The following is a 26,667-nucleotide window of genomic DNA, read 5'->3' on the forward strand; positions in this document are numbered from 1 at the left end:
AGCTTTTAGTCCCGCCCACCCCTTCAAGTCTAAACATACAAGCGAGCCTGCTCGCGAAGGCAACAACTCGGTCTAAAGCGAACTCACACCATTTCTTTAAGAATCCACTCCACCACCGAAGTCCGCTTCGGCACCCACCCCAACAATTCCCGCGCATGCTTGCCGCGCACCCGGCTGTTGGAACCCAAACCATAGTTGGCCATTTCATAGCCCCACTCGGCTTCGGCCTCTTTCAGCGGCCAGTCTTGCGGCTCACCCAGGTTCAGCGCCTGCGTCATGGCCGTGGTCATGTCGATGAACGACGCTTCGCCGCTTTCGACGAAGTAAAACGTGCCCGGGATGTTCCTGGTCAGCGCCAGCAGATACAGCGACACCACGTCCTCGATATGCACGTTGGACCAGATGTTCCGGCCGGTGCCAACATGACGCACCACGCCACTCTTGCGCGCCTGTTTCAGCAAGCGCGGCAATTGCACGCTGTCGCGGTTCACACCCAGGCTGTGGCCGTAGATCAGGGTGTTGCAGATGACCGCCGAGTTCACGCCGTCCTTCGCTGCGTCGAGGATCAGGTTGTCGATGGCCACGCGCGCGGCCTTGTCGACGGTCGGCTCCGGCAGGTTGTCTTCGTAGTAGATGACATCACTGGATTTACCGCCCGAGGCATCGCCGACGATGCTCGAACCGCTGGTGTGCAGGAATACTTTGTTGGAGCCGCGCATGGCATTGAGCAGGGCCTCTACCGCACCACGATGGTCGCTGCTGGCGGCATTGATCACGGCGTCGGCGGCACCGGCCTGCTGGGTGAGTAGTGCGCTGTCGTCCAGCGTGCCGATCACTGGCGTGATGCCCAGTGCTTTCAGCTCATCCGCTTGCTCGGTGTTGCGCACCAGGCCGGTGACGCTGTGACCGGCCTTGATCAGGCCCGTGGCGATGGAGCCGCCGATAAAACCGGCAGCGCCGGTAACGAATACGTTCATGGAGTAACTCCCTGCGTGAGTAAGTGATGCAACGAGTATCAGGGAGAGATCCCCGGTGAAAAATGCCCGCCGGCCCAATTCACTCTTGCCCAGGGATCACGAATCAGTCCTTGAAATCCGAGCTCGCATAAAGCGCCAACTTGCCCTGGATGAAATCCAGGAAACACTGGATCCGCAGGGCCAACTGCGAGTTACGGTAGTACACCGCGTTGATGGGCTGGCGATAACCGCTGTTGAACTCGGACAGCAATATTTTCAAGCGCCCGGCACGAATGTCCTCGATGGTCATGTAGTGCGACAGGCTGGCGATGCCCTGGCCTTCCAGCGCCAGGTGGCGGATGGTCTCGCCGCTGGAGGCGCTGAGCGACGCCTGTATCGGCCAGCGATCGCCATGCACGTAGCGCAACGGCCATTGGTTGAGCCCTTCGTTCTGGGTGAAGCCCAGCAGCGTATGCTCGGCCAGATCGGCCACGGCGGTCGGCGTACCGTGTTTTTCCAGGTAGGCCGGGCTGGCGACGATGTGTATCGGACTGCAACCCAGGGAACGGGCGTGCAGGGTCGAATCGGCGAGCGTGCCGATACGGATGGCGATGTCGGTGCTTTGCTCAAGTAGATCGATGATCAGGTCATTGCTGTTGAGTTCGAGCTGGATATCGGGATAGAGCCGCCGAAACTCATCGATGTAGGGCACGATGGCGTGCAGCATGAACGGTGAGGCAGCGTTGATGCGCAAGCGCCCGGACGGCGTTTGCTGACGGGAGGACAAGCGCTCTTCGAGCTCGTCCATCTGATCGAGAATCAGCTTGGCGTGCTCGAAGAAATACTTGCCCTCCTCGGTGAGATCCATGCGCCGAGTGGTGCGGTTGATCAACGTCGTATCGAGCTTGGCCTCCAGCCGCGACAGTGTCCGGCTGACCGCCGACGGCGTTTGACCGACCTGCTCGGCCGCCGCGGAAATCGATCCGCACTCAATCACGCAGACGAAGATCTGCAACTCATCGGATCTGGCTTTCACGTGTGTCCCTTTATCGAATGCATGCTTATTGTGGCGAGGGAGCTCGCTCCCGCTGGACCGCGAAGCGGTCCCAATATCAGCCAACTGGTGCATCAGGCAAACCGCATGCGCAGCCGAGCGGGAGCAAGCTCCCTCGCCACAGAAACGGCGCCAGACCCAGATAATCGATAGTAGCCGAGCGTTACACCTTAAGGCCAAACACCTCAGTCAAATGCTGCTCATAACGCACCACATCGCCTTCGATGTTCGGGCGCTTCATCACATCCACACAGAGGAATGTCGGCAAGCCCGTCATGCCAAGGAACTCGTTGGCCTTATGGAACGGGAAGTACACCGCGTCCACGCCCTTGGCTTCGAAGAAGTCGGTCGGGTCATCGAAGGCTTGCTGCGGTGCGTTCCAGGTCAGCGACAACATGTACTGCTTGCCCTGAATCAGGCCGCCGCTGCCGTACTTCTGCGACGCATCGGAACGGGTGCGGCCATCGCTGGCGTAGAGACTGCCGTGACCCTCGGTGAACACTTCGTCGATGTACTTCTTGACGGTCCACGGCGCGCCCATCCACCAGCCTGGCATCTGGTAAATGATCACGTCGGCCCAGAGGAATTTGGCGACTTCTTCAGCGACGTCGTAGCCCTCGTCGATGAAGGTGGTTTTGATATCCATGCCGCCACGATCCAGCACGCTCAATGCCGCTTCGTGCAGGGTGGCGTTGTAGCGACCGTCGGAGTGAGCGAATTTTTTGCCGCCATTGAGCAACAGAACTTTTTTCATGGGTGGGTCTCGGGAAGGTCAGAAATTGATGGCGGCAGAATAGCGACGGGCTTCGCGCGGAATAAGCGCGCCTTTCGCAAAATTCATTTGACCTAGACGCACGAATCGCCAGTCGATTGTTGCCTTAGACTTGGCGCCAGTTCTGTCCCGAGGAGACAATTTCATGAGTGAAATGCAAGGTTTCATCCTGCACGCCAAGACCCGTCCGGAAAAATCCGATGCTTTCGAAGCTTTTTTCAGCCGCCATGTGGAAGCGAGCCGTGCCGAACCCGGCTGCATCGAGTACCACATGCTGCGCGACAAACAGGACCCGAGCCTGTTTATCTTCTACGAGATCTGGCAGTCCCAGGCCCACCTGGATGTGCACTCGAACCTGCCACACATGAAGCAGTTTCTTGATCAGCGCGATGAGTACCTGGAACGGGATTTCGAGATCCGCGCCATCGAAATGATCAGCCCCCCATCCAATAGCCGCTAGCTGCTAGCTGCTAGCTGCTAGCTGCTGATCAGCAAATGGCCGCCGAGTAATCCCAGGCCAACGAAGAACACACGTTTGAACAACAGGGCGCTGATCCGCTGGCGCAGCCACTGCCCCAGCCACATGCCGAGCACCGCCGGGATCAGCGCCAGCAGCGATGCACTCAACTCGCCACCGCCGAGGGCGCCGCGCCATAACAGTCCGCCAGCCAGGGCCAGGGTCGAGACGGTGAATGACAGGCCCAGCGCCTGCACCAGCTCATCCTTGCTCAAACCCAGCGCTTGCAGATACGGCACGGCCGGAATCACGAACACGCCGGTGGCCGAGGTGATCACGCCCGTCAGCCCCCCGCACAACGGACCGAGCCAAGGTTCGCTGCGTCCGCCGACGCGCAGGGCAGGCAGGAACAACCCACTCAACGCATAGAGCAACAAGGCCGCGCCCAGACCTCGCACCACCCAATGCCCGCCGGCCATGCCGATCCACAGCGTGCCCGCCCCCGTGCCGATGAAGATCGCCAGCAACATCGGCCACAGCCGTTTGATCAACCCGAGCAGATGCCCACCAAATGCCAGTTGCCAGACGTTGGTCAGCGTCGCCGGGATGATCAGCAATGCGGCAGCCTGCGACGGCGCCATAGCCAGACCGAGCAAGCCCATGGCGATGGTCGGCAACCCCAAGCCGATCACCCCCTTGATCATGCCGGCCAGCAAGAAGGTGGCGATGACCAGCAGTGAAAGGGCAAGGCCGAGATTTTGGTAGAACGAGGCGAGTGTATTCATGGGGCTATCGTGAGCCCGGATTGGCCGGTTGGAAATCTGCCATATACTGAGGGTGCCTCTTCCCCAGCAAGAGGCTGAAGTGTGGGTGGAGGCTACTGACACCTTCGCGAGCCTGCTCGCTCCCACATTTGAAATGCGTTCCCCTGTGGGAGCGAGCCTGCTCGCGAATATCGCCCACACAAGACATCTCCAAGGGCTGCCAATGCACTTTGACCTCACCGACCTGCGCCTCTACCTGAACATCCTCGACACCGGCAACATCACCGCCGGCGCCGCCCGTAGTCATTTGTCCCTGGCAGCCGCCAGCGCACGCATCCGCGCGATGGAGGCCTCGTCTGGCATTGATTTTCTGGAGCGCGGCCGCCGCGGGGTGACCCCCACACCTGCGGGAAAAGCCCTGGCACAACACGCCCGCACCCTGCTGCAACACGCCGAGCGCATGCAGCAGGACCTGGCCGAATACGCCAACGGCGTCAAAGGCCAGGTGCGATTGCTGTGCAACACCACGGCGATCACCGAATACCTGCCGGAGTTGCTCGCCGACTTCCTGCGTGATCACCCCAACCTCGACATCGACTTGCAGGAACTGCCCAGTACACGCATCACCCACGCCCTGCGCCAAGGCGCTGCAGACCTGGGAATCGTCTCCGATGCGGTGGACACCCACACCCTCGACACCCTGCCCTTTCGTGACGATCCGCTGGTGCTGATCATGCCGCCCGGGCATCCCTTGGCGGGTAGCGAACCACCGAGTTTCAGCGACACGTTGCGGCACCACTACGTCGGTCTGACCGCCAACAGCGCCTTGGCGGTGTATCTGGAGGAGCAGGCTTTGCACACAGGGATGCGCATGCAAATCCGCATCCGCGCCGAAGGCTTCGACGCGGTGATGCGCATGGTCGCGCACGGTGCCGGACTGGGGATTGTGCCGCTGGCGGCCCTCCAGCGCCGGACCGTGGCTCAACCGCTGAAAAGCTTCGCGCTGAAGGAGCCATGGGCGCAGCGAAAACTGCTGCTGTGCGCACGCTCATTCGAGCATTTGCCCGGCTATGCCAGAGCCTTGTTCGAAGTGTTGCGTAGCGCAAATCGCCGTGAAAATCCTTGAAAATCACCGTTTGGCCCTACGCATGGCTGTATAACGAAGAGGTGACCCGGAGTAATATTCGCCCTTTGAAATCAGGCCTGGCCACAACAACCAGAAGGGAACCAGATGGCGGATGAAATCTTGCAACAGGGGACGCTCAAGCGGGGGCTGAAAAATCGTCATATTCAGCTGATCGCCTTGGGTGGAGCCATTGGTACAGGACTGTTCCTGGGCTCGGCCGGGGTGCTCAAGTCCGCTGGACCGTCGATGATCCTCGGCTACGCGATTGCCGGGTTTATCGCGTTCCTGATCATGCGCCAGCTCGGTGAAATGATTGTCGAAGAGCCGGTGGCCGGCTCCTTCAGTCACTTTGCCCACAACTACTGGGGCGGTTTCGCCGGTTTCCTGTCCGGCTGGAACTACTGGGTGCTCTATGTGCTGGTGGGCATGGCCGAGCTGACCGCCGTCGGCAAGTACGTACAGTTCTGGTGGCCGGAGGTGCCGACCTGGGTCAGCGCCGCGGTGTTCTTCGTGCTGGTCAACCTGATCAATACGCTGAACGTCAAAGTCTTCGGTGAAATGGAATTCTGGTTCGCGATCATCAAGGTCGTGGCCATCATCGGCATGATCGTCCTGGGTTGCTACCTGCTGATCAGCGGCACCGGCGGCCCACAAGCCTCGGTGAGCAACCTGTGGGACCACGGCGGATTCTTCCCCAATGGCTACAGCGGCCTGCTGATGGCGATGGCGTTCATCATGTTCTCCTTCGGTGGCCTGGAGCTGGTCGGCATCACCGCCGCTGAAGCCAGCGAACCGCGCAAGGTCATTCCCAAGGCCATCAACCAAGTGGTTTACCGGGTGCTGATCTTTTACGTCGGCGCGCTGACCGTGCTGCTGTCGCTGTATCCGTGGGACCAATTGCTGCAGACACTGGGCGCGTCGGGCGATGCCTACAGCGGCAGCCCGTTCGTGCAGATTTTCGCCCTGATCGGCAGCGACACGGCCGCACAAATCCTCAACTTCGTAGTGCTCACCGCCGCGCTGTCGGTCTACAACAGCGGCGTCTACTGCAACAGCCGCATGCTCTACGGCCTGGCCGAACAAGGCGACGCGCCGAAGGTATTGATGAAACTGAACAAGCAAGGCGTGCCGTTGCTGGCACTGGGCGTATCGGCGTTGATCACCATGCTGGCCGTGCTGGTCAACTACGTCGCGCCGCAGGAAGCGCTTGAGTTGCTGTTCGCCCTGGTGGTCGCGTCCCTGATGATCAACTGGGCGCTGATCAGCCTGACGCACCTGAGGTTCCGCAAGGCCATGGGGCAGCGCGGCATCGAGCCAGGCTTCAAGGCCTTCTGGTCGCCGTACACCAACTACCTGTGCCTGGCGTTCATGGCCGTGATCATCTGCGTCATCTGGATGATTCCGCCAGTACGCGCCTCGGTGTACGCGATGCCGGTGTGGGTGTTGGTGATCTACGGTTGCTACCGGTTGCGCATGGCCAGGCATCGAAACCTGCCAGTGGCTCAGTAACCCCGCCCAATACACGCCCCGACATTCGATGAATGCCGGGGCGTTTTTCATGGGGTGCACAGATCACCGAGCGCTTCTGGATACCTCAATGTCGAGCACAGACAACTCGGACAGCGCCAAGCCCGTCAGGATGCGCCTTCAGTTCTCTCCAACGCCCGGAGTCATCATGACCGCTAACGCACCGATTACCGTACTTCGCGACACCCACCCGCTGCCCGTACTCGACGCCTGCAAATGGGAGAAACTCGAAGGCGACCCGCACACCGTCAACCTCAACGCCTACACCAGCGAAGACGGCAGCAAGATCATGGGCACCTGGATCTGCACGCCGGGCAAGTGGTACGTGGAATACGTGAAGTGGGAATACTGCGATTTCCGCGAGGGGTACTGCATCATCACCCCTGAGGGCAAGGAACCGATCCATCTGCGTGCCGGCGATATTTTCGTCATCGAACCAGGGATGAAAGGCACCTGGGAAGTGGTGGAAACCGTGCGCAAGTATTTTGTGTTTGCCTGATCCCTGCGCAAAACGACACTCGGCTACAAAAGCGACACCCGCAACGAGTCGTTACCCAAGTAACGACTCGTTGCGTAATCCGCCTCCCTAAACGCACTTGCATCCCCTCCCGAACACCCCCTCCACGCTCGAAACACCCGATCTATACGCTTCGCCGCTACATCGACAGAACGCTCGAAAAAACACGGTGATTGCTTTTTGCCACTCTGTGACCCATTGGTATTCATAACGAACGCAAAGCTTGCCCGTGTCGATTTCAGACACCGAGGTGGCGCAATCAGGAAACTGGATTGTCGGACAAGCCGGGTAAGGTGGCGCTGCTTTTCACCGATATAACCACATCGCGATGATGGGTTTGACCAAAACGGCAGCGTCTGGAGGGCGCAGCGTTCAGAAAGGGCATCCGGCAACTGTGACAATCACTGCCCCCCATCAGCACGCTCAAATGTCGTTCACCAGAGAAAAAAAATAATGATTAGCCCGACCTCCAAGGATTCCAGTGGCCAATTGGCGCAGGGCTTCAAGCCTCGTCACGTCACCATGTTGTCTATCGCCGGGATTATCGGCGCCGGTTTGTTCGTAGGCTCGGGGCATGCCATTGCGGCCGCAGGCCCGGCCGTATTGCTGGCCTACCTGTTCTCGGGCCTGCTGGTCGTTCTGGTCATGCGCATGCTCGGTGAAATGGCGGTGGCCAATCCCGACACAGGTTCGTTCTCCACCTATGCCGACCAGGCCATCGGCCGCTGGGCGGGCTTCACTATCGGTTGGCTCTATTGGTGGTTCTGGGTGCTGGTGATCCCTATCGAAGCGCTGGCCGCAGGCCATGTGCTGAACCAGTGGTTTCCCCAGCTCGATGCCTGGCTGTTCGCCCTGCTATCGATCATTGCGTTGGTGATCACCAACCTGTTCAGTGTCTCCAAGTACGGCGAATTCGAATTCTGGTTCGCCATGGCCAAGGTCGTGGCAATCATTGGTTTCATCAGCGTGGGTTTCGCGGTGCTGATGGGCTGGATTCCCGATCGGGAAGTCAGTGGCTTGAGCGGCCTGATGGCCGAACATGGCGGGTTCGCGCCCAATGGCCTGTCGGCGGTCGTGGGCGCCTTCATCACCATCATGTTCAGCTTCATCGGTACCGAGGCGGTGACCATCGCCGCCGCCGAATCCGACAACCCGTCGCAGAACATTGCCAAGGCCACGCGTTCGGTGATCTGGCGCATCGGCGTGTTTTATCTGTTGTCGATTTTCGTGGTCATCTCCGTGGTGCCCTGGAACGATCCGCTGCTGGCCTCGGTCGGTTCCTACCAGCGAGCGCTGGAAATCATGAACATCCCCCACGCCAAGTTCATGGTGGACGTGGTCGTGCTGATCGCCGTGGCCAGCTGCATGAACTCTTCGATCTATATCGCCTCGCGCATGCTGTACTCACTGGGGCGTCGTGGCGATGCGCCGAAAGCGCTGAAGGCGACCTCCTCCGAAGGCGTGCCACGGGCGGCGGTCATCGCCAGTACGGTGTTGGGGGCGGCGATTACCGTCTGGAGCTACTTCATGCCCGCCGGGTTGTTTGAATTCCTGCTGGCCAGCTCCGGCGCGATTGCCTTGCTGGTGTACCTGGCCATCGCGGTATCGCAGTTGCGCATGCGCCGGATGCTGCGTCGACAGAACGTCGAACTGGCCTTTCGCATGTGGTTGTTTCCATGGCTGACGTGGCTGGTGATCGCGTTCATTTGCGCTGCGCTGGCCGTGATGATGATCTCCCCGCAACACCGTACCGAAGTGTCGACGACCATTGGCCTGGCACTGGCGATTTCCTTTATCGGCCTGGTCACGTCGCGTCACCCTGCACAGCCTGCAAGGGCGACGTCCGTGGGATAACGCAAGAGAGAAACCGGTTGCGCACACCAGGGGCACGGCGCTCACACTACCGTGCCTGTGGCCGTCATCGCTCTTCGTGAGGACACGACCACGATGTCATCAAGGTCCCCCCTGCTGGACGGCAAACCGACCCGATGCGTCGGTTTTCTGCTCCTGGATCAATTCACCCTGATTTCCCTGTCCTGCGCCGTGGAGCCATTGCGCATGGCCAATCAGTTGTCGGGGCAGGAGCTATATCGCTGGCATACGTTCAGCCCCGGTGGTCACCCCGTCTGGGCGAGTGACGGCGTGCCGATCACCCCGGATGCTTCCTGGGACGAGCCCTGGGTGGCAGACACTGTGATCGTCTGCGGTGGCGTAGGCATCCAGAGCGTGGTCACCCGCGAGCACATCACCTGGCTCAAAGCCCTGGCGCGCCAATCCAGGCGCCTGGGGGGTATATGCACCGGTAGTTGGGCACTGGCCAAAGCCGGCCTGCTCGACGGATACGAGTGCAGTGTGCATTGGGAATTTCTGGCGGCCATGCAGGAAGCTTTTCCGCGGGTCAGCATGAGCGCGAGCCTGTTTACCCTCGACCGCAACCGGTTCACCAGCTCCGGTGGGACGGCACCCATGGACATGATGCTGCATCTGATCGGTCGCGATCATGGCCGAGCGTTGTCGGCGGCCATTTCGGAGATGTTTGTCTACGAGCGCATACGCAACGAGCGGGACCATCAACGCATACCGCTCAAGCACGTGTTGGGCACGCATCAGCCCAAGCTGCAAGAAATCGTCGCGTTGATGGAGGCCAACCTCGAGGAACCGATCGACCTGGATAACCTGGCCGATTATGTGGATCTGTCACGTCGACAGTTGGAGCGGCTATTCCAGAAATACCTGAACTGCACGCCATCACGTTACTACCTCAGATTGCGCCTGATCCGGGCTCGGCAACTGCTCAAGCAAACGTCGATGTCGCTCATTGAACTGGCGACGGTCTGCGGTTTCGTGTCCACGCCGCATTTTTCCAAATGCTATCGCGAATACTTCGGCGTTCCACCGAGCGATGAGCGTGCCGGCTTGGAAATGAGTCGCAAGCCAGCAACGCTTGTGGTTGCTCAACAGCCTTTGCCCAGGCCAGTGACAGTGCTCGACCAGGCGCGAAACGAGTCGACATTTGCCAGCGTGCGGATGCCTGATCGAACCCGACCGTGATCTTTCAGGCATAAAAAAGCCGGGAGATCACCCGACGTGATGTCCCGGTAAATGTCGATGCGCACATACCGCACCCTGTGGGAGCGAGCCTGCTCGCGAGGGCGCCGGCACACCCAACATCAATGTGGCTGACAGACCGCATTCGCGAGCAGGCTCGCTCCCACAGATTTCTAACTCAAACCCAACTTGTCGCAGCCGCCCGTTACTGCGGTTTGCGATAGCTGTTGATGATCGCCGAGAAGTCGTTACCCCCTTCCCCACGCAAACTCATCGCCTGATACAACTGCTGGGCCACCGCACCCAGCACCACCGGCTGGTGCGCCTGACGCGCCGCTTCCGTGGCCAGCCCCAGATCCTTGAGCATCAATTCCGCACCGAAGCCGCCGGTATAGCCACGCGAGGCTGGCGCCGTTTCGACGATGCCAGGCCATGGGTTGTACATCTCCGAACTCCAGCAACGCCCGGTGGAGCTGTTGATGATGCCGGCCAGCACTTTGGTGTCGATACCCAATGCGTCGCCCAGGGCCATGGCCTCGCTGACGCCGACCATGGAAATCCCCAGCAGCAGGTTGTTGCAGATCTTCGCGATCTGCCCGGTGCCGACTTCACCGCAGTGGACGATGTTGCGCCCCATCTGCGCCAGCACCGGTTGCAGGGTGGCGAACAAATCCGCCGTCCCGCCGACCATGAAGGTCAGCGTCCCGGCCGCCGCACCACCGGTGCCACCGGAAACCGGCGCATCGGCCATGGCCACACCCTGCTTGGCCGCAGCAGCGGCCACGTCACGGGCGGTCTGCGGGTCGATGGTGCTGCAATCCACCGCCGGCACACCTTTGCCGATACCGGCGAGCACACCGTCCTCACCGAGCCAGACACTGCGCACATGCACGGCAGCTGGCAGCATGGTGATCACCAGCTCCGCACCCTGTGCCGCTTCCCGGGCCGACGCACTGATGCTGCCACCCAGTTGTTCCAGCTCTGCCAACACGGCTTTGTTCAGATCGACCAGACGCAATGAATGGCCAGCCTTGATCAGGTTGCGCGCCATCGGCGCACCCATGTTGCCGAGACCGATAAAAGCGATTTTCATGTCCGGCTCCTTAACGCAAGTTGATGGTGGTGTTCACACCGTCGTTGACGCTGTCATCGTCAAACCAGCGGCTGGTGACGGTCTTGGTCTGAGTGTAGAACTGCACCACTTGCTTGCCATACGGGCCGAGGTCGCCGAGTTTGGAACCCCGGGAACCGGTGAAGCTGAAGAACGGAACCGGTACTGGAATCGGAATGTTGATGCCGACCTGGCCAACGTCGATCTCGGTCTGGAATTTGCGCGCCGCCGCACCGCTCTGGGTGAACAGGCCCGTGCCGTTGCCGAACGGGTTGGCGTTGACCAGAGCAATGGCCTCATCGAGGGTGGCAACTTCCAGCACCACCAGCACCGGGCCGAAGATTTCCTGGGTGTAGATCTGCATGTCGGTGGTCACGCCGGAGAACAGAGTCGGGCCGACAAAGTGGCCCTTCTCGTAACCAGGTACCGAGATCTCGCGACCGTCCAGTTCCAGCTTGGCGCCTTCCTTGATGCCGCTTTCGATCAGATCGAGGATCCGCGCCTTGGCTTTTTTCGAGATCACCGGTCCCACATCGGTACCCGGCTCGCTGCCGGCATTGACCTTGAGTTTCTGCGCCAGCGCCTTCAGGTCCGGCAGCCATTGCTTGGCCGCGCCCACCAACACCACCACAGACGTGGCCATGCAGCGCTGCCCGGCCGCGCCGAAACCGGCACCCACCAGCGCATTCAGCGCCTGTTCGCGATTGGCATCCGGCAGCACCACGGCGTGGTTCTTGGCGCCCATCATCGATTGCACGCGCTTGCCGTGCTTGCCGGCCAGGTCGTAGACGTGAGTACCGACCGCGGTCGAGCCGACGAAGGAAACAGCCTTGATGTCTTTGTGGGTGCAGAGCCCGTCCACCACGTCCTTGCCGCCATGCACGACGTTGAGCACACCGGCCGGAATGCCGGCTTCGATGGCGAGTTCCACCAACAGCATGGTCGACATCGGGTCTTGTTCGGACGGTTTGAGTACGAAGGTATTGCCGCAGGCGATGGCCATCGGGAACATCCACAGCGGGATCATCGCCGGGAAGTTGAACGGGGTGATGCCGGCGCACACACCGATCGGCTGACGCAGGGTGTAAGTGTCGACACCACCGGCGACGTTTTCAGCGAACTCGCCCATTTGCAGGCTGCCGATGGAGCAAGCGTGTTCGACCACTTCCAGGCCACGGAAAATGTCGCCTTCCGCGTCGGCAATGGTTTTGCCCTGCTCTGCGCTCAGGACCGCGGCGATACGTTTGGAGTGTTCGCGAATCAGCGCCTGGAGCTTGAGCATGATGCGCATCCGCGCGCCGATCGGGGTCAGCTTCCAGGTCTGGAAGGCGCGATGGGCCGCACTGATCGCTGCATCCACTTCTTCAGCGGTGGCGAATGGCACTTTGGCCAGCACTTGCTGGGTCGCCGGGTTGATGATGTCGTGCCATTCGGTGGTCTTGGATTCGACCCACTCACCGTCAATCAATAGCTTGACCTTTTGTACGGTCGTTTCGTTAGGCGTAAGCGATGCGTTCATGTGGGTCTCCTGGACGTTATTCTTGTTGAAGAGAGCTATCAGGGGAGCCAAGGCGAGAAAGTCGCCTTGCGGAGGCGTATGCCGCGAATTGGTTGTCGGGCTGTTTTTGGAGTATAGATGTGCAAACTTCTGATAAGAACGCACATAAAAGCCGGTCCAACATGCAAAAAAACATCACATCGTTAGGCTCGTTGAACTGGGATGACCTCAAGTTTTTCCTCGAAGTCGCCCGGACCCGCAAGGCCAGCACCGCTGCCAAGCGCCTGGCGGTCGACTACACCACCGTGTCGCGACGCATCAGCTCGCTGGAAGCGTCATTGGGCACGTTGTTATTCGAGAAATCCCGGACCAGCGGTTTTGTTCTGACCGCCGAAGGCCAGCGACTGCTGGGTTACGCCGAATCGATCGAAAGTACGCTGCACATGGCCTGCGAGCAGGTCTCGGGGTCCGGTGTGGCGCTGTCCGGTCATGTGCGCATGGGCTGTACCGAAGGGTTCGGCAGCTTCTTCATCACCCCACAGTTGAGCCACTTCGTCGACGCCTACCCGGCGATCTCGGTGGACATCCTGCCCCTGCCGCACTTCATCAGCCTGTCCAAGCGCGAGGCGGACATCGTCATCGCCCTGGAACGCCCGGAGCACGGACCGTACGTCTGCTGCAAACTCTGCGATTACCGCTTGCAGCTGTACGCGACCCAGGAATACCTGGACAAACACCCGGCCATCCGCCGCCCGGCCGATCTGGGTAAGCATTCATTCATCAGTTATGTCGATGATCTGGCGTTCAGCTCGGAGCTGCTGTACCTGGCCAACGTCTTGCCCGGCGCCAGCGCCAATTTGCGCAGTACCAGCGTGATTGCCCAGTTCGTGGCGGCGCAGCAAGGGCGATCCCTGGCGATCCTGCCCTGCTTCCTCGCCGCCCAGGATCCGCGTTTGCTGCCGGTGTTGCCGGAAGAAATCAACATCACGCGGCAGTTCTGGATGTACTGCCGCGAAGACCTGCGCAAGCTCAAGCGGATTACCCTGTTGTGGGATTACATCAGGGAGGTGACGGAGCTCAATGGCCCGTTGCTGCTGGGGCAGACGCGGGAGTTGCGGTTTACGGACTGAGTGTCCGCAAGCCGGCGAGATCAGTTGGGCAAGACACGACAACCTTTGCGGCTTACTTCCAGTTGTTTGTAGTTCGCAAGATTGTCGGCACGAGCATCCATCAGTTGAGGCAATGCGGCCTCGGGTTCGTCCAGGTGCAGGGTCAGAAGAAAATCGACATTACATTCCCACCACTTACTGCTCAACAACTGCGAGGCGAGTTCCGGAGGGTGACGATACTTGATCACTTTCGCCGGAAACCCAGCGACGATGGCATAGGGCGGAACATCGTGAAGCACCACGGCACGCGTGGCGATAATGGCTCCCGTGCCCACCGTGACCCCTTCCATGATCATCGCGTCATGCCCGATCCACACATCATCGCCAATGGTTACATCAACGATTTCCGGCTCGAAGGTTAACGATGTCTTTGTAAACTGAAAGGGATGCGAACTCACCCAATCCGAAGGATGGGTGTTCTTATCCTGGCCGATGTAGCAGTTGCTGCCGATGGAACAGAATCGTCCTATTGAAGAAACAGCCGATAGCACACAATCACTTCGAATGTACGTGTGGGCGCCAATACTCAGCTGTTTGGCATTGATGACGACATTGCCGAGCGCTACATGCTCTTCGAGTATCAGTGTGGTTTTTGCGCCAAGGGACGACACACCACCTGCCATCTTGCATTTGTGCTTGCGAAGCCATTTTTTCCAGAAATGGTTTCGAAGAAATCTTATTATTTTTTTCATCTGGACAATGGTCGCCTTCCGCGTATCTGCAATGGCGCGTACGCCCGAAACTTGAAATGGTTAATACGAACTGACATTCCGGATCAGTCGGCGCTCACGACGATCGAGACCCGGCGGTTTTCGGTGCGCCCGGAAGCCGTGTCGTTGGAGGCCACGGGCTCGTTGCTACCAAGCCCCCGCAATTGGATATTTTCTTGTTTCATCCCGGCAGCGGCCAGAACGGTGCCGACGCTTTTTGCCCGGCGCAGGGAAAGTTGTTCGTTGTAGGACCCTTTACCCGATGCATCGGTGTGGCCATCGACCCTCACTCGCTCGATCCCGACGCCCAGCAACGACTTGCCGATGCGCTCGACAATTTCGGTGCTTTGCACATTCAAGCTATCCACGTCACTGCCAAAGAGTACTTTGCCGGACAGACCAAATGCCCAGCCCTCATCGGTCAACTCGAAACCTTGCTGCTTCAGCACGGCGATTTGCGCTGGAGTCAGGCCTTTTTGCGGCACCGACTGGCAACCGGACAGGGCCAACACAGCCATCATCAGGGTGATCGTGACAAATCGCAGGGAACGCTGGATGAGTGAGGACACGGGCATTAGCTCCTGAGCTGAACATCGGCGACAGGGTGCTCCGACCCTGCCGTGTGTTGCGCGCCTCGGGACAGGCGCTTGGCTTGATACATGGCCCCATCGGCAGCATCGAGCAGCGTACCCGGCGTGGCCCCATGATCGGGGTACACGGCGATGCCGATACTGAGAGAGGTCAGCACCTCGTTAGTGCCTGGCAACTCAATGGGCTCTTCCATGCTGGCGATGATTTTGTCGGCGATGCGTTCGGCATCTTCGGTTTTGTGCAGCGGTGTCAGCAGTACGGCAAAATCATCACCGCCCAATCGAGCCACCAGATCCTCTTCACGCAATTGGGCTCGAACCCGATTGGCCACAGCCACCAACACTGCATCACCGGCTGCATGCCCGAAGCTATCGTTGATTTCCTTGAACCGGTCGCTGTCGAGGAACAGCACGGCCACTCGCTCATTCTGTTTGTTGGCGTTGCGCAACGCACGCAGCAGGCGATTTTCGAACAATGCCCGATTCGGCAACCCCGTCAGGCTGTCATGGCTGGCCTGATGGGCGAGGGTTTCGTTTTCGCTTTGCAGGTGGGTCTGCCAGGCTTCGAGTTCATCGAGCAGGGCATTGAAGTCATTGCCCAGGTTGTCGAGTTCGGCAATGGAAGCGGCAGGCACACGTTGGTCGAAGGCTCGCTCGCTGCGGGCGGCGTGAGCCACCGAGGCCAGGCTGCGCAAAGGTCCTGTGATTGCGCGCAACTGCCGGCGAGCCAGGTAGAGCGCCACCCAGGCGCTGATCGCCGTGCACAGCACAATGCCCACCAAGCCGCTGAGTAAAAAGCGCATCAGGCTGCCGCCATGTCCGGTGAGCGAAATGCTGCCAATCTCCCGGCCCTGATGAACGATTGGCATGCTGATGGGCTTTTCCAGAAAAGCCTTGGCCATCTGCATTTCGAGTTCGGTCAACAACCCGGTTTCCGGTCGCTGCCAGCGTGCCAATAATTGGCCCCGTACATCCAGAACCTTGGCATCGGCGACTTCTTCGGTGGAAGCGATCAACGCCAGCGCCTCGGTGGCAGCGGCCTTGTCGTTGAACACCACGGCGGCTTCCACGGTGTAATTGATCGAGCGGGCAATCAAATGCAAGTTGTGATCGGCATAAACCCGCAAGGCCAGAACGCCCAGCAGCGTCAGTGAAACACTGGCCATGGCCACGCCCACCAGTGCGACGATCAAATGACCGCGGCCAATGACCGAGCGCAAGGTCGGGCGATTACCCGGTTTGAATAAATTCATGACGCCGCCGGTTTGCGACGGGACAGTTGCAGCACGCTTGGATGAATGCGCACACCGCTACGGGCGACGGAGTCGAGGTTGACCTCGAATGAAACCTGATCATCGCTGACCCGCAGGCAGAAAAGACTGCCTACGGTGCATGGATCGTCGCTTTCGCTGATGCTCAACACAGGCCGCCCGGTCAGCGAGGCAAACAGCCGATTGCGTTCTTCGCCGGTCAGCTTGCCGATGTACACCGCATCACACTCACCGGCGATGGACGGGTTGTCGGCCAACAGTCGTTGCACCGTCACGGGCCGCCCCGTCTCTTGGGTCGTGCCTTTGACAAGGTCGTCGGTGTATTCAGTGGGGCCGACCACACACAGGCGAAGTTGCGCCGGCTCAACCGGCCAACGGGCATAGCTGAGAATCCCGAGAACCACTTGAGTGACCGACCCGGCACGTTGGTCGGCCATGCTCACCGGGGCTTGCGATTGAGCGCAGACGACGCCAGACAACAAACAGAGAAGGCTGGCGAGCAGTGCTTGTTTGCAACCAACGACACGCTCTGTCGTCCAGACAGCCACCTTCATGCAGGGATTCTCTTCGATCATAGCCAAATGATGCCGCACGATAGCATAGCGTTGGAGCACCAGCGAGACCGTGCACCATGGTACTTCGGACAGATCCCGTCGCCTGGAACCGGCTCTTTCAATCCGGTGTATCAACGCCCTCTTTCAGTTCCAGCATCAACCCGCTCAAGCGCTTGACCTTGCGCCTCACCGCTTCTTCGAATACGCCGGCGCGCGGCTCGATCAATGTGAACCAGTTCTTGGCCCGGGTAATCCCGGTGTAGATCAGTTCCTTGGTGAGCACAGGGTTCAAGGCATCCGGCAGGATCAATGCGGTATGAGCAAACTCCGAGCCCTGGGATTTATGCACCGTCATCGCATAAACGGTTTCGACATCATTGAGCCTGCTCGGCAAAACGAAACGCACCCCACCCTGCCCGTCATTACGCGGGAATGCCACTCGAAGCACCTGCTTGCCCGCTTCAGGCCCATCACGCTCGGGAAGCTTGAGCGCGATGCCGATATCGCCGTTCATCAACCCCAGGCCGTAATCATTTCGTGTCATCAGCACGGGTCGTCCTTCATACCACTGCTGATCGCTGTCGATCAGCCGGGCCTTGAGCAACGCCTCGGTCACTCGCTGATTCAGCCCCTCCACACCCCACGGCCCTTTGCGGACCGCGCACAACAATTGGAAGGCGTCGAAGGCTTGCAAGACTTGTCGTGCCCAATCCATCCAGCGCGAATCGTCCAGTGGCGTGTCGAGCCCAGGCCGCTGGTTTCGCAGCAGGCTCAAGTAATGCCGATAACCCTGCGGCCCCTCGCCATGGCCTTCAAGCAGCAGGCGCTCCAGTGCGCGATCCTGTTCATTCTTGAGAGGCAGGAAAAACACGTCGTCGTGGCTTCGAGCCGCCAGCAACTTGCGCGCCTCTTCGGGTTGCTGCTGATTGACCCATCGGGCCAACTGGCCGATTCCACTGCCTTCGCCGAACCGTCGCGAGTGGCGCAGCATCACCACTTGCTGGGCCAATGGATGAGTGCCCTGGGTGTCTTCCTGTAACCCGCTCTGCGCCAGGTTTTCGCCACTGACCGATTCCAGCCACTGGCGTGTTTGCGGGCTGTACCAGCCGGCCTCGGCATCGCGGCACAAATCGCCTAGCACCGCACCGGCCTCCACCGATGCCAGCTGGTCCTTGTCTCCCAGCAACACCAGGCGAGCGTGGGGAGGCAGCGCATCCAGCAGGTTGGCCATCATTTCCAGATCGATCATCGAAGCTTCGTCCACCACCAACACGTCCAGCGGCAAGCGATTGCCCGCATGGTGCCGGAAATGTCGCGTTCCGGGACGGCTGCCGAGCAAGCGGTGAACGGTGGTGACTTCCGACGGGATCTTGTTGCGAATGTCTTCAGTCACTTTCAGCGTTCGGACTTGCTGACTGATGGATTCGGTCAATCGCGCCGCGGCTTTGCCGGTCGGTGCGGCCAGACGAATGCGCAGCGGCTTGCCGGCCTCCACCGCGGGTGCCTGGAGCAAGGCCAGCAAGCGCACGACCGTCGTAGTCTTGCCGGTTCCGGGGCCACCGGTGACGATGCTGAAAGCGCCGCGGGTTGCCAGGGCACAGGCGAGTTTCTGCCAATCAATGACCTCATCTGGCTTGGCCGTACCGAACAAGCCGGTAAGGCGTTGAGGCAAGTCGCTTGGCGTGGCTTCGTATTCAGCCAGACGCTGACGCAGCGAGTTATCGATTCGCCGCTCGTACGCCCAGTAGCGGCGCAAGTACAGGCGTTTGCCCGACAACACCAGTGGTCGCTGCTGCACGGACTCACGGCCGTCTGCCGCCAATGCAACCAGGCTGCCCGAGGCTAGCACCTTGCACCAATGGGCGCCGTCCAGGCTCTCGAGCAACTGTGACGGCAGCAGCATTGCACCGCTGTGCAGATCGCCTTCCGGTGGCAGCGACAGGGCGAAGTCCGGTTCCTTCAAGGTTTCGAACAGATCCAGGCAGACATGCCCATGGCCTAACTGGTGACTGGTCAACGCCGCTGCCAGTAGCACCAATGGATCATCGTCCGGTGCCAGCTCATGAAGGAACGCAACGAAGGCCTTGTCCAGCGCACGCAACCAGCCACGCTCGACCCAGCGCGTCAGCAACAGCAGCAGATCGTCGGCGCGGCTTAATGGGGTGAGGGCCGCCAGGCTCTCTGCTGCCAACGAGGTGGGCAGCAAATCAGCAAAGGTGCGGTTCATAGCAATTCTCCCTGTTCCCACGCGGGTTCGGCCTTCGGCTCCGCCTTGCCCTGAAACAGTCGGTCCAGTCGCTCGATCAGCGCTCTTGGCGGACGGGCAAAGTAAACGCCGTGACTGGAAGCGCGCGTGCCGCGCAGGAACAGGTACAGCGCACCACCGACATGCCGGTCGTAGTCGTAATCCGCAAGCCGGGCCTTGAGTTGGCGATGCAGGGCCAGGAGGTACAAGACGTATTGCAAGTCATAACGGTTGTCGAGGATCGACTGTTCCATGGCCTGCTCGGTGTAGGCCGAGTCATCAGTGCCCAGCCAGTTGGATTTGTAGTCAGCGACGTAATAGCGGCCATCGTGTTCGAACGCCAGATCGATGAAGCCCTTGAACATGCCGTTGAGCAGCACCGGCTCGGCGGCCACCCGGGCCGCCCCGTTGTGCGTATGTTGACGCACCAGTGCATCGAGCTTGAGCACATCGACCTTATGGCTGGCGAACCAGAACTCCATTTCGACCTGGTATTGGGTCAGCCGCTCGAAAATCACCGGGGTCTGCCCGGCCCCCACAGGCAACGGTGATTTGAGCAGATGCTGCAACCAGTCGCTCAACGTGGTTATCCAGCCTTCCCAGCCACGACGATTGCAGCGACGGGCGATGGCATCCTCCACGTCTTGAGGCGTGACGGTAAAACCTTCGTCACCCGCCCACTCGAGCAAACCATGGAGAAAGGTGCCCGGGTTCGGGCCACGGGGGAATCGATGGATATCGGCACCACCCGTAGCCATCTCCAGGGGGGCTTGCGGATCGAGACGCTCATCGTCAAAGAGTTTCTGTGCCTGCGGACTTTCCGGTGCCTCATCACTGCCGACGCTCAGAATATCGCTCAGGCGCAAGGCGCTGTAAGAAGCGATCCACCAGTTTTCGCTGGCCTTGCGCTTTGGAATCAACGGTGCGCGCAATGCCGCTTCGTTCTGCGCTGGATGATAGTGTTCGGCAGTCGCTTCAGGCATTTCGCCGTAGCCCAGTGCAGCGCAATCCTGCTGCAAGTCTTCAAGCCAACGCTTTAAACCCGCTGACTCGGCCAAAACAGCACCGCCTCCCAACAGATAGCCGAACGCCGACAGGTGCAGCACCGAGCTGTTGTTATTACCGCGCTTGAGGTCCGTCACGCCCAGCCAACAGGCATGTTGCGCTCGGGTCAGAGCCACATATAACAGACGCAGATCTTCTGCCAGTCGTTCGTTGTCGGCCAGGGCAATCAACTCGGCGGTCGGGTTCAAGCTCACCTGGGACTTGCCCAAGGCATCGTGGTAATTCAGCGGCAACCGGCTGCCATCCACCGGTTTCGCCGAGCAAATGAACGGCAGGAACACCAACGGATACTCAAGCCCCTTGGACTTGTGGATGGTCACGACCTTGACCAGTTGTTCATCGCTCTCCAGACGCAGGATCTGCTCTTCCCCGGCCTGACCGGACAGGGCCAGATGCTCGGACAAATGACGGATCAGGGCCTGCTCGCCATCCAGCTCGGCGGATGCCTGTTGCAGTAACTCGCAGAGATGCAACAGGTTGGTCAATACTCGCTCGCCATCGCTACGTGCAATCAATGCCTGGGGCAGCTGGAAGTCATGCAGCAAGCATCGCAACATAGGCAACACGCCTTGCTTGCGCCAGATCTCGCGATAATGGCGGAACTGCATGACCCGCGCTTCCCAGGCCAGTTCGTCCTGATTGAGCCGCTCCAACTCCGCCAACGACAGGTTCAGCGTGACGCAGGCCAAAGCGGCCCGCAGCGGTCGCTCGACATCCGGCTCAGCGCAGGCCTTGAGCCAGGTCAGCACGTCGTGGGCTTCCTGGGCGGCGAACACTGAATCCTTGTCCGACAGATAAACACTGCGCACTCCACGGGCAGAGAGTTCCGCGCGCACGGCCTGCGCTTCCTTGCCATCGCGGACCAGGATCGCGATATCCGCTGGCAGCAGGCCTTTGAAATCCTTGCCGTCCTGCACGAACCCCGCTCGGCCTCGTTGCCCAGCGTTGAGCAGTGCAGTGATTTCACTGGCACACGCGGCGGCCAGTTGCTGCCGATACACCGCACCGGACAACGGCTGCTCGGCAGGCAAATGCCAGATGTTCAGCGCCGGCACGACTTGATCGTCGATACGCAGAACCTCTTTGCGGCCCTGGGATTCGACGGGCAAAAACGGTACCGGGTTATCGCCATTGCGTTCACGGAACAGGAAGGCACCGCGTCCGGCCTCACGAGTCTCGGCGCGCTGGAAAACATGGTTCACGGCACTGACCATGCCGTGACTCGAACGGAAGTTGGTGCCCAGGGTATGCAAGCGGCCAGCAGTCGCCTGGCGGGCACGGAGGTAGGTATAAATGTCGGCACCGCGGAAGGCATAGATCGCCTGCTTCGGGTCGCCGATCAGGAACAAGCCGCTTTCAGGATTATTGCCCTCGATGCGATAGATGCTCTCGAAGATCCTGTACTGCACCGGGTCGGTGTCCTGGAACTCGTCGATCAGCGCCACCGGAAATTGCTCGCGGATCAAGCTTGCCAAACGCTCGCCACCTTCGGTTTGCAGGGCTGCATCGAGGCGCAACAACATGTCATCGAAGCCCATTTCTGCTCGACGACGTTTTTCTTCCTCGAAGCGCGCGCCCACCCAATGGGCGGCATGTTGCAGAACGGCAGCATCAGGTGTCGGCAAGCCGTCGAGACAGGCCTTCAGACCAGGCATTGCGTCAAGGCCCGGGTGGTTGGGGACATCACCCTTCTTCCAGGCTTCAGCCATACCGTCGGGGGTCAGGCGTGTGAAACCAGTGCCGATGTCCAGTTGCTCAAGGGTTTCATCCTCGGCCCAGGCTTTGATCTTCTCGAACCACGGTTCGAAGTAACGCGCCTGCATCTTGCGACCGTCGACATTTTTGCTGACGACACCTTCATGACAGATGGCGAGCAATTCATCCGCCCACTGCCGCCAGGGCATCTTGAGCTCCTGCAGCACAGCACGCCGTTCATGCAAACACTCCGTGATCAACACTGCAGGCTCTTTGCCTTCAACGTTATCCCGCTCGCTGGCAAACAATCCGCGGACCCGAGGCAACAATGCCGCCGGTCCGCCCCAATTGTTTCGCACCCAGTTCAGCGCATCGCCTTGCATCGGATAACAAAACAGTCGCCAGTAGTCGCGCAGGACTTCACCAAGCAAATCGCTGTGATCGGTTTCCAGCGTCTGGGTAAACAGGCTGCCGCTGTCGAAGGCGTGCTCGCGCAACATGCGCTGGCACCAACTGTGGATTGTCGAAACGGCGGCTTCGTCCATCCATTGAGCGGCAATGTCCAGGCGATTGGCACAGCCGGACCATTGCTCGGGCAAATACTGTTGACGCAGTTCGGCGATCAGGCCGTCAGGTGCCGGTGTTTCCTCACGGAAAAATCGGGCGGCCTCGGCCAGACGGGTGCGAATGCGCTCGCGCAGTTCCTTGGTGGCGGCATCGGTAAAGGTCACGACAAGAATTTGCGGAGGTAATAGCTCGCGCCCGAAGCCGCTGTCCTCTGTGCCATGGCCGAGAACCAGGCGCAGGTACAGTGCAGAAATGGTGAAGGTCTTGCCGGTCCCGGCGCTGGCTTCAATGAGCTGACTGCCGCGTAACGGGAATGCCAGCGCCAAAGGTGTTTTGCTGGTCATGGGCGCGGCTCCTCGCTGGACATCGAACGCCAGGGCGCTTCAATCAATGGTCGGTACAGCGCATTGCACCAATCGACAAATGTCTCGTCGGCGATCAACGCGTCGTAATCGGCAAATTGGCGAGCCAGCGCCACGCTTTCCCGTCGCTCACCCTCAGTGGTCAATCCATCGCCTTCATAAGCTTTGCGGGCAGCCGCTTCGGCCTTGACCGGGTCGGTTTGACCCAGCCAGGCGAAGGCAGTCTTGACCGCGATCGGCAAGGGCTGGCGCATACCCGATTGCCAGGCCAGCAGCAGATCACCCAGAGTTCGTCGGGCGCAATCCGCCTCCATTGGCGCGAGTACCAGGCTGTCGTCACTGGCCACCAACGCGGTGGTCATCGCCATATCGCTGGCACAAGCGACCAGATGATTGACCCAGGGCCGCGTCAGACGATGCCATTTGCGCGATTTGATTGAACCGATGCTGTTGGGGATCGTGGTGATGGACAGCAAACCACCATCCGCACGTTGATGCAGGCCATTGAGCCAGCCTTCAAGCCGCAATCCATACACCTCCAGGCTCACCGGTAGCGCACTGGCCAATGGCGTTGGCCACAGAGTCAAAAGCTGCTGATAGCGCTTCAGCAGATCTGGCAACGGCTCGATGAGCTCTCGCTGCAGGCATTCGCCAAATCCGGCCATGGGTAAGAGACCACTGTTTTGCAGGCGCCGTGCTTGCGCCTCGAGCGCCTGGTCAGTGTTTTGCGCATCAGCCAGCGCTGCTCCGAGCAAACTGTCGCTGAGGCTATAGCGTTGAAGGGCATCGAGTACAAAGGGTTCTTCGTCCGCCAATGGCACTTCGGCGGCCTCGAAAAACACCTTCAACCGCTGACTGAAAAAATGCCGTACCGGGTTGCGCAGGAAATCCTGGAGTTGACCGAGACTCAGCGGTTCCTCCTGTACGTGGGGGGCCAGGATCTGGCTATCCGTCGCTTGTTGTCTTGCCTGGTGAAGCACCTGCCATTCATGGGCGTAGCTGAACAGGTGATCGCCTTCATGGAAGTAACGGGCGCTGAAAGGTTGCAGTGGATGTTCCTGAGTGATGGCCTCAAGCAAGTCTTCGTCGGTTTCGTTCAATCGCCAGCCACTGGCCAGATGGTCACGGAGCTGACCGATCAACACCGACGCAGGGCGCTCACTGTTGTCGCGTATGCTACGGCCGACCCAGCTGATGTATAGCTGGTCTCGTGCCGACAACAGGGCTTCCAGTAACAAGTAGCGATCGTCTTCACGTCGTGAGCGATCGCCGGGGCGGTAATCACTGCCCATGAGGTCGAAGTCCAGCGGCGGTTGCGCACGCGGGTAATCGCCATCGTTCATTCCCAGCAGGCACACCAGCTTGAAGGGAATCGCCCGCATCGGCATCAAGGTGCAGAAGTTCACCGCACCGGCGAGAAAGCGTTGGGACAAACGCCCCTGATCGAGACCCGCAAGCCAGGCTTCACGGACGACGGTCAGCGGTAGTTCGTCTTGCAGACCTACCGACTCACAATTCTCAAGCCAGGTTTCCCGCAAATCTTCCAGTTGAGTCAGCAGGAAGTCGTCATGTTCGTTGCTGGCCTGGAAGAACAGCGACACCAATGCCTGCAAGCGCACACTCCATTGTTGGGGCGATGCCGGCTGCGTGAGCTCGCGATGTGCGACCTCCAAAGCATCCAGCAGCGCAACCAACGGGCCAATGAGCGCAGCATCCAGCCCACCGATCTCGTCGTAAGGCTCGATTCCACCACAAGCGCCGGCACTGCCAACTGCATAACCAAGCAACATGCGTCGCAGGCCAAAACGCCAACTGTTTTGTTCCAGCGCCTGGGGCAACCCCAGGCCCGCACGTTGTTCCGCATTCATCCCCCAGCGAATGCCGGCACCTTCGATCCAGCGGTGCAGGGTCGGCAGGTCACGCTCCTCGACACCAAAGCGGGCACGTAGGGCCGGAACGTCCAGCAAATCGAGGATTTCACTGACGGGGAAACGACTGTCGGGTAGCTTGAGCAGATGCTCCACGGCGATCAGCAATGGATCACGTCCCCGCTGCCCCTGGTCAGCCAGGGTGAAGGGGATGAAGCGCGGATCGTGACGTTCGAGTTGACCAAACACCGCCCGTATATGCGGTGCATAGCTGTCGATGTCCGGGACCATCACAATCACATCGCGGGGACGCAATTGTGGATCGGCGCTGAAGCGCGCAAGTAACTGATCGTGAAGGATCTCGACTTCACGCTGGGCACTGTGGGCGACGTGAAAACGGATCGATTGATCCTTCTGCGGATCTACGGCTGGCCAACGTTCGCGAGTCTCGTTCAGTGGCCGTAACTCAAGGATGTCATCCTGCAATTGATTGAGCATGTTCAGTGGCACGCTCTCGCTGAACAAGTCGATTCGACCGTCGCGAAACGCCGAGCGATAGCTGTTCGGATCGTCGTAGCTGTCGAGCAGGTTGATGTAGTCGCGCCCCTGCTTGCCCCATGCTGCGAGCAATGGATGAGCGTGCTGATGAAGGGTCTGCGGGTCGAGTACAACTGGCATACCGCTTTTGCGGGCCTGTCGTTTGTATTGATGCCTCAACAAGTCTTTATCGGCGACGATGTCCGCCCAGTGGTGACGACACGGGTTATGCACGCACAGCAGCACCTGGCTGAATCGAGCCAGCCCGGCCAGCGCTTCCAGGGCTTGAGCAGGCAGAGAGGAAATCCCGAACACGATCACACGGGAGGGCAATCCGCGGGGTGCTAATTCGAGGCTGTTGATACGTTCGATAAAACGTTGATGGACACCAGCGCGGCTTTGCGCCATACCCTCTTCACCGACATCCAGTAACAGCGCACGCCACAACTCTGCCTGCCAGCAATTCGCTGGCGGCAACGTTTTGGCTTCACCTCTTGCGTTGCGTAACTGGTGACGACCGTCTGCCCAATCTTCGAGCCAGTCGGCCCGATACACCTGATACTGGTCGAACAGATCCGCCAACCGTTCAGCGAGCTGATAGCGTTTGCGCAGGTCGCTGTCATTGGTAAGGAAGCGTTGCAAGGGCTCGAAGTGCGGCTGATTGATCAGCTGCGGAAGCAGGCGCATCAGGCGCCAGGTCAGCGGGGCTTTGTCGAGCAACGACTTGGCCGGGATCTCGTCACGTCCCAGGACCATGCGATAGAGCTGCCACATGAAGCTACCAGGCAACTGTACGTCGATGGCTGCGGCGATTCCGCAACCCCCCATGTCATCCTCTTCAGCGTCTTCGGCCAGTGCCAGTTTGAGCCATTGTGCAATGCCGTTGCTCTGCACCAGAGCGATTTCATTCTCCAGAGGAGCCAGCGGGTAACGCCGCATCCAGCTAACCACCAGGCTGCGCAACTCGTCCAGGCGGTTGCCGTGAACCACCATAAAACCAGCACTGAGGGACGTCGCGTCCGGCATAAAGGCTTCCTTGGAAAATACAAATGCTAGGGCCGAACCTTAGCATTGTCGGGAGACGGTGACAGCCGAGAGCTGTCCGGTAGTGCTGTACGAACTTTCCTGCGGACAAAACAAAACCCCTATCTGCATACGCAGATAGGGGTTTCGGAATTTAATCTTGACGATGACCTACTCTCAC

General features: G+C 59.8%; 20 protein-coding genes. 7 read left to right on the forward strand and 13 right to left on the reverse strand.

The window, feature by feature from the left end:
- Positions 1 to 83 precede the first annotated feature (83 nt).
- From ACW9HW_RS17540 to ACW9HW_RS17550, 3 genes are all read right to left on the reverse strand, one after another.
- Positions 84 to 977 (reverse strand): NAD-dependent epimerase/dehydratase family protein, encoded by an 894-nt coding sequence (locus ACW9HW_RS17540; protein ID WP_095194044.1) that lies wholly within the window; start codon positions 975 to 977, stop codon positions 84 to 86.
- A gap of 103 nt (positions 978 to 1,080) precedes the next feature.
- Positions 1,081 to 1,992: a LysR family transcriptional regulator gene (locus tag ACW9HW_RS17545; RefSeq protein WP_095194045.1), complete on the reverse strand. Its 912-nt coding sequence runs from the start codon at positions 1,990 to 1,992 to the stop codon at positions 1,081 to 1,083.
- Positions 1,993 to 2,173: 181 nt separating this feature from the next.
- Positions 2,174 to 2,764 (reverse strand): NAD(P)H-dependent oxidoreductase, encoded by a 591-nt coding sequence (locus ACW9HW_RS17550; protein ID WP_457401025.1) that lies wholly within the window; start codon positions 2,762 to 2,764, stop codon positions 2,174 to 2,176.
- Between the two features lie 163 nt (positions 2,765 to 2,927).
- Between ACW9HW_RS17550 and ACW9HW_RS17555 the strand changes: the two genes are divergently transcribed.
- Complete coding sequence (locus ACW9HW_RS17555; protein WP_095194047.1) at positions 2,928 to 3,242, forward strand: putative quinol monooxygenase; 315 nt, start codon at positions 2,928 to 2,930, stop codon at positions 3,240 to 3,242.
- A 17-nt stretch (positions 3,243 to 3,259) separates the two neighbouring features.
- Here ACW9HW_RS17555 and ACW9HW_RS17560 read toward each other — a convergent pair whose 3' ends face one another.
- A complete protein-coding gene (locus tag ACW9HW_RS17560; RefSeq protein WP_095194048.1) occupies positions 3,260 to 4,024 on the reverse strand; it encodes a sulfite exporter TauE/SafE family protein in 765 nt (254 codons plus the stop codon).
- Positions 4,025 to 4,226: 202 nt separating this feature from the next.
- Between ACW9HW_RS17560 and ACW9HW_RS17565 the strand changes: the two genes are divergently transcribed.
- The 5 genes from ACW9HW_RS17565 to gbdR all read left to right on the forward strand — a co-directional run bounded on the left by ACW9HW_RS17565 (position 4,227) and on the right by gbdR (position 10,224).
- Positions 4,227 to 5,129 carry a LysR substrate-binding domain-containing protein gene (locus ACW9HW_RS17565; RefSeq protein ID WP_457401027.1) on the forward strand — a complete coding sequence of 301 codons (903 nt, stop codon included), beginning with the start codon at positions 4,227 to 4,229 and terminating at the stop codon, positions 5,127 to 5,129.
- A 105-nt stretch (positions 5,130 to 5,234) separates the two neighbouring features.
- The gene (locus ACW9HW_RS17570; RefSeq protein ID WP_457401028.1) at positions 5,235 to 6,638 is read left to right on the forward strand and encodes an amino acid permease; all 1,404 of its coding nucleotides are present in this window, start codon (positions 5,235 to 5,237) and stop codon (positions 6,636 to 6,638) included.
- A gap of 166 nt (positions 6,639 to 6,804) precedes the next feature.
- Positions 6,805 to 7,155, forward strand: coding sequence for a cupin domain-containing protein (locus tag ACW9HW_RS17575; RefSeq protein WP_077048014.1), 351 nt, complete (start codon positions 6,805 to 6,807; stop codon positions 7,153 to 7,155).
- Positions 7,156 to 7,626: 471 nt separating this feature from the next.
- On the forward strand, positions 7,627 to 9,027 hold the full coding sequence (gabP, locus tag ACW9HW_RS17580) for a GABA permease (protein WP_095194051.1): 1,401 nt from the start codon (positions 7,627 to 7,629) through the stop codon (positions 9,025 to 9,027).
- A 93-nt stretch (positions 9,028 to 9,120) separates the two neighbouring features.
- Entirely contained in the window at positions 9,121 to 10,224 is a 1,104-nt protein-coding gene (gbdR, locus tag ACW9HW_RS17585; protein ID WP_095194052.1) for a choline metabolism transcriptional regulator GbdR, read from the forward strand.
- A 202-nt stretch (positions 10,225 to 10,426) separates the two neighbouring features.
- Here gbdR and mmsB read toward each other — a convergent pair whose 3' ends face one another.
- Entirely contained in the window at positions 10,427 to 11,314 is an 888-nt protein-coding gene (gene mmsB / locus ACW9HW_RS17590) for a 3-hydroxyisobutyrate dehydrogenase (protein WP_137805995.1), read from the reverse strand.
- 10 nt (positions 11,315 to 11,324) lie between these two features.
- Positions 11,325 to 12,851: a CoA-acylating methylmalonate-semialdehyde dehydrogenase gene (locus ACW9HW_RS17595; RefSeq protein ID WP_457401030.1), complete on the reverse strand. Its 1,527-nt coding sequence runs from the start codon at positions 12,849 to 12,851 to the stop codon at positions 11,325 to 11,327.
- 161 nt (positions 12,852 to 13,012) lie between these two features.
- Between ACW9HW_RS17595 and ACW9HW_RS17600 the strand changes: the two genes are divergently transcribed.
- A complete protein-coding gene (locus tag ACW9HW_RS17600) occupies positions 13,013 to 13,960 on the forward strand; it encodes a LysR family transcriptional regulator (RefSeq protein ID WP_137805994.1) in 948 nt (315 codons plus the stop codon).
- A gap of 20 nt (positions 13,961 to 13,980) precedes the next feature.
- On the opposite strand, the gene ACW9HW_RS17605 is transcribed toward ACW9HW_RS17600, so the two are convergent.
- The 7 genes from ACW9HW_RS17605 to recC all read right to left on the reverse strand — a co-directional run bounded on the left by ACW9HW_RS17605 (position 13,981) and on the right by recC (position 26,489).
- Positions 13,981 to 14,691: a CatB-related O-acetyltransferase gene (locus tag ACW9HW_RS17605; protein ID WP_457401031.1), complete on the reverse strand. Its 711-nt coding sequence runs from the start codon at positions 14,689 to 14,691 to the stop codon at positions 13,981 to 13,983.
- Between the two features lie 83 nt (positions 14,692 to 14,774).
- On the reverse strand, positions 14,775 to 15,284 hold the full coding sequence (locus tag ACW9HW_RS17610) for an OmpA family protein (RefSeq protein ID WP_457401033.1): 510 nt from the start codon (positions 15,282 to 15,284) through the stop codon (positions 14,775 to 14,777).
- Positions 15,284 to 16,552 carry a diguanylate cyclase domain-containing protein gene (locus ACW9HW_RS17615; protein ID WP_457401035.1) on the reverse strand — a complete coding sequence of 423 codons (1,269 nt, stop codon included), beginning with the start codon at positions 16,550 to 16,552 and terminating at the stop codon, positions 15,284 to 15,286. Before ACW9HW_RS17615 ends, ACW9HW_RS17610 begins: the two co-directional genes overlap by 1 nt.
- On the reverse strand, positions 16,549 to 17,124 hold the full coding sequence (locus tag ACW9HW_RS17620; protein ID WP_095194059.1) for a YfiR family protein: 576 nt from the start codon (positions 17,122 to 17,124) through the stop codon (positions 16,549 to 16,551). The genes ACW9HW_RS17615 and ACW9HW_RS17620 overlap by 4 nt, the downstream gene beginning before the upstream one ends.
- A gap of 118 nt (positions 17,125 to 17,242) precedes the next feature.
- Positions 17,243 to 19,351, reverse strand: coding sequence for an exodeoxyribonuclease V subunit alpha (gene recD / locus ACW9HW_RS17625; RefSeq protein ID WP_457401037.1), 2,109 nt, complete (start codon positions 19,349 to 19,351; stop codon positions 17,243 to 17,245).
- The gene (recB, locus tag ACW9HW_RS17630) at positions 19,348 to 23,040 is read right to left on the reverse strand and encodes an exodeoxyribonuclease V subunit beta (protein WP_457401039.1); all 3,693 of its coding nucleotides are present in this window, start codon (positions 23,038 to 23,040) and stop codon (positions 19,348 to 19,350) included. The genes recD and recB overlap by 4 nt, the downstream gene beginning before the upstream one ends.
- Positions 23,037 to 26,489: an exodeoxyribonuclease V subunit gamma gene (gene recC, locus ACW9HW_RS17635; RefSeq protein WP_457401041.1), complete on the reverse strand. Its 3,453-nt coding sequence runs from the start codon at positions 26,487 to 26,489 to the stop codon at positions 23,037 to 23,039. The genes recB and recC overlap by 4 nt, the downstream gene beginning before the upstream one ends.
- Positions 26,490 to 26,667 lie beyond the last annotated feature (178 nt).

Source organism: Pseudomonas sp. SDO5532_S415 (genome assembly GCF_054071155.1).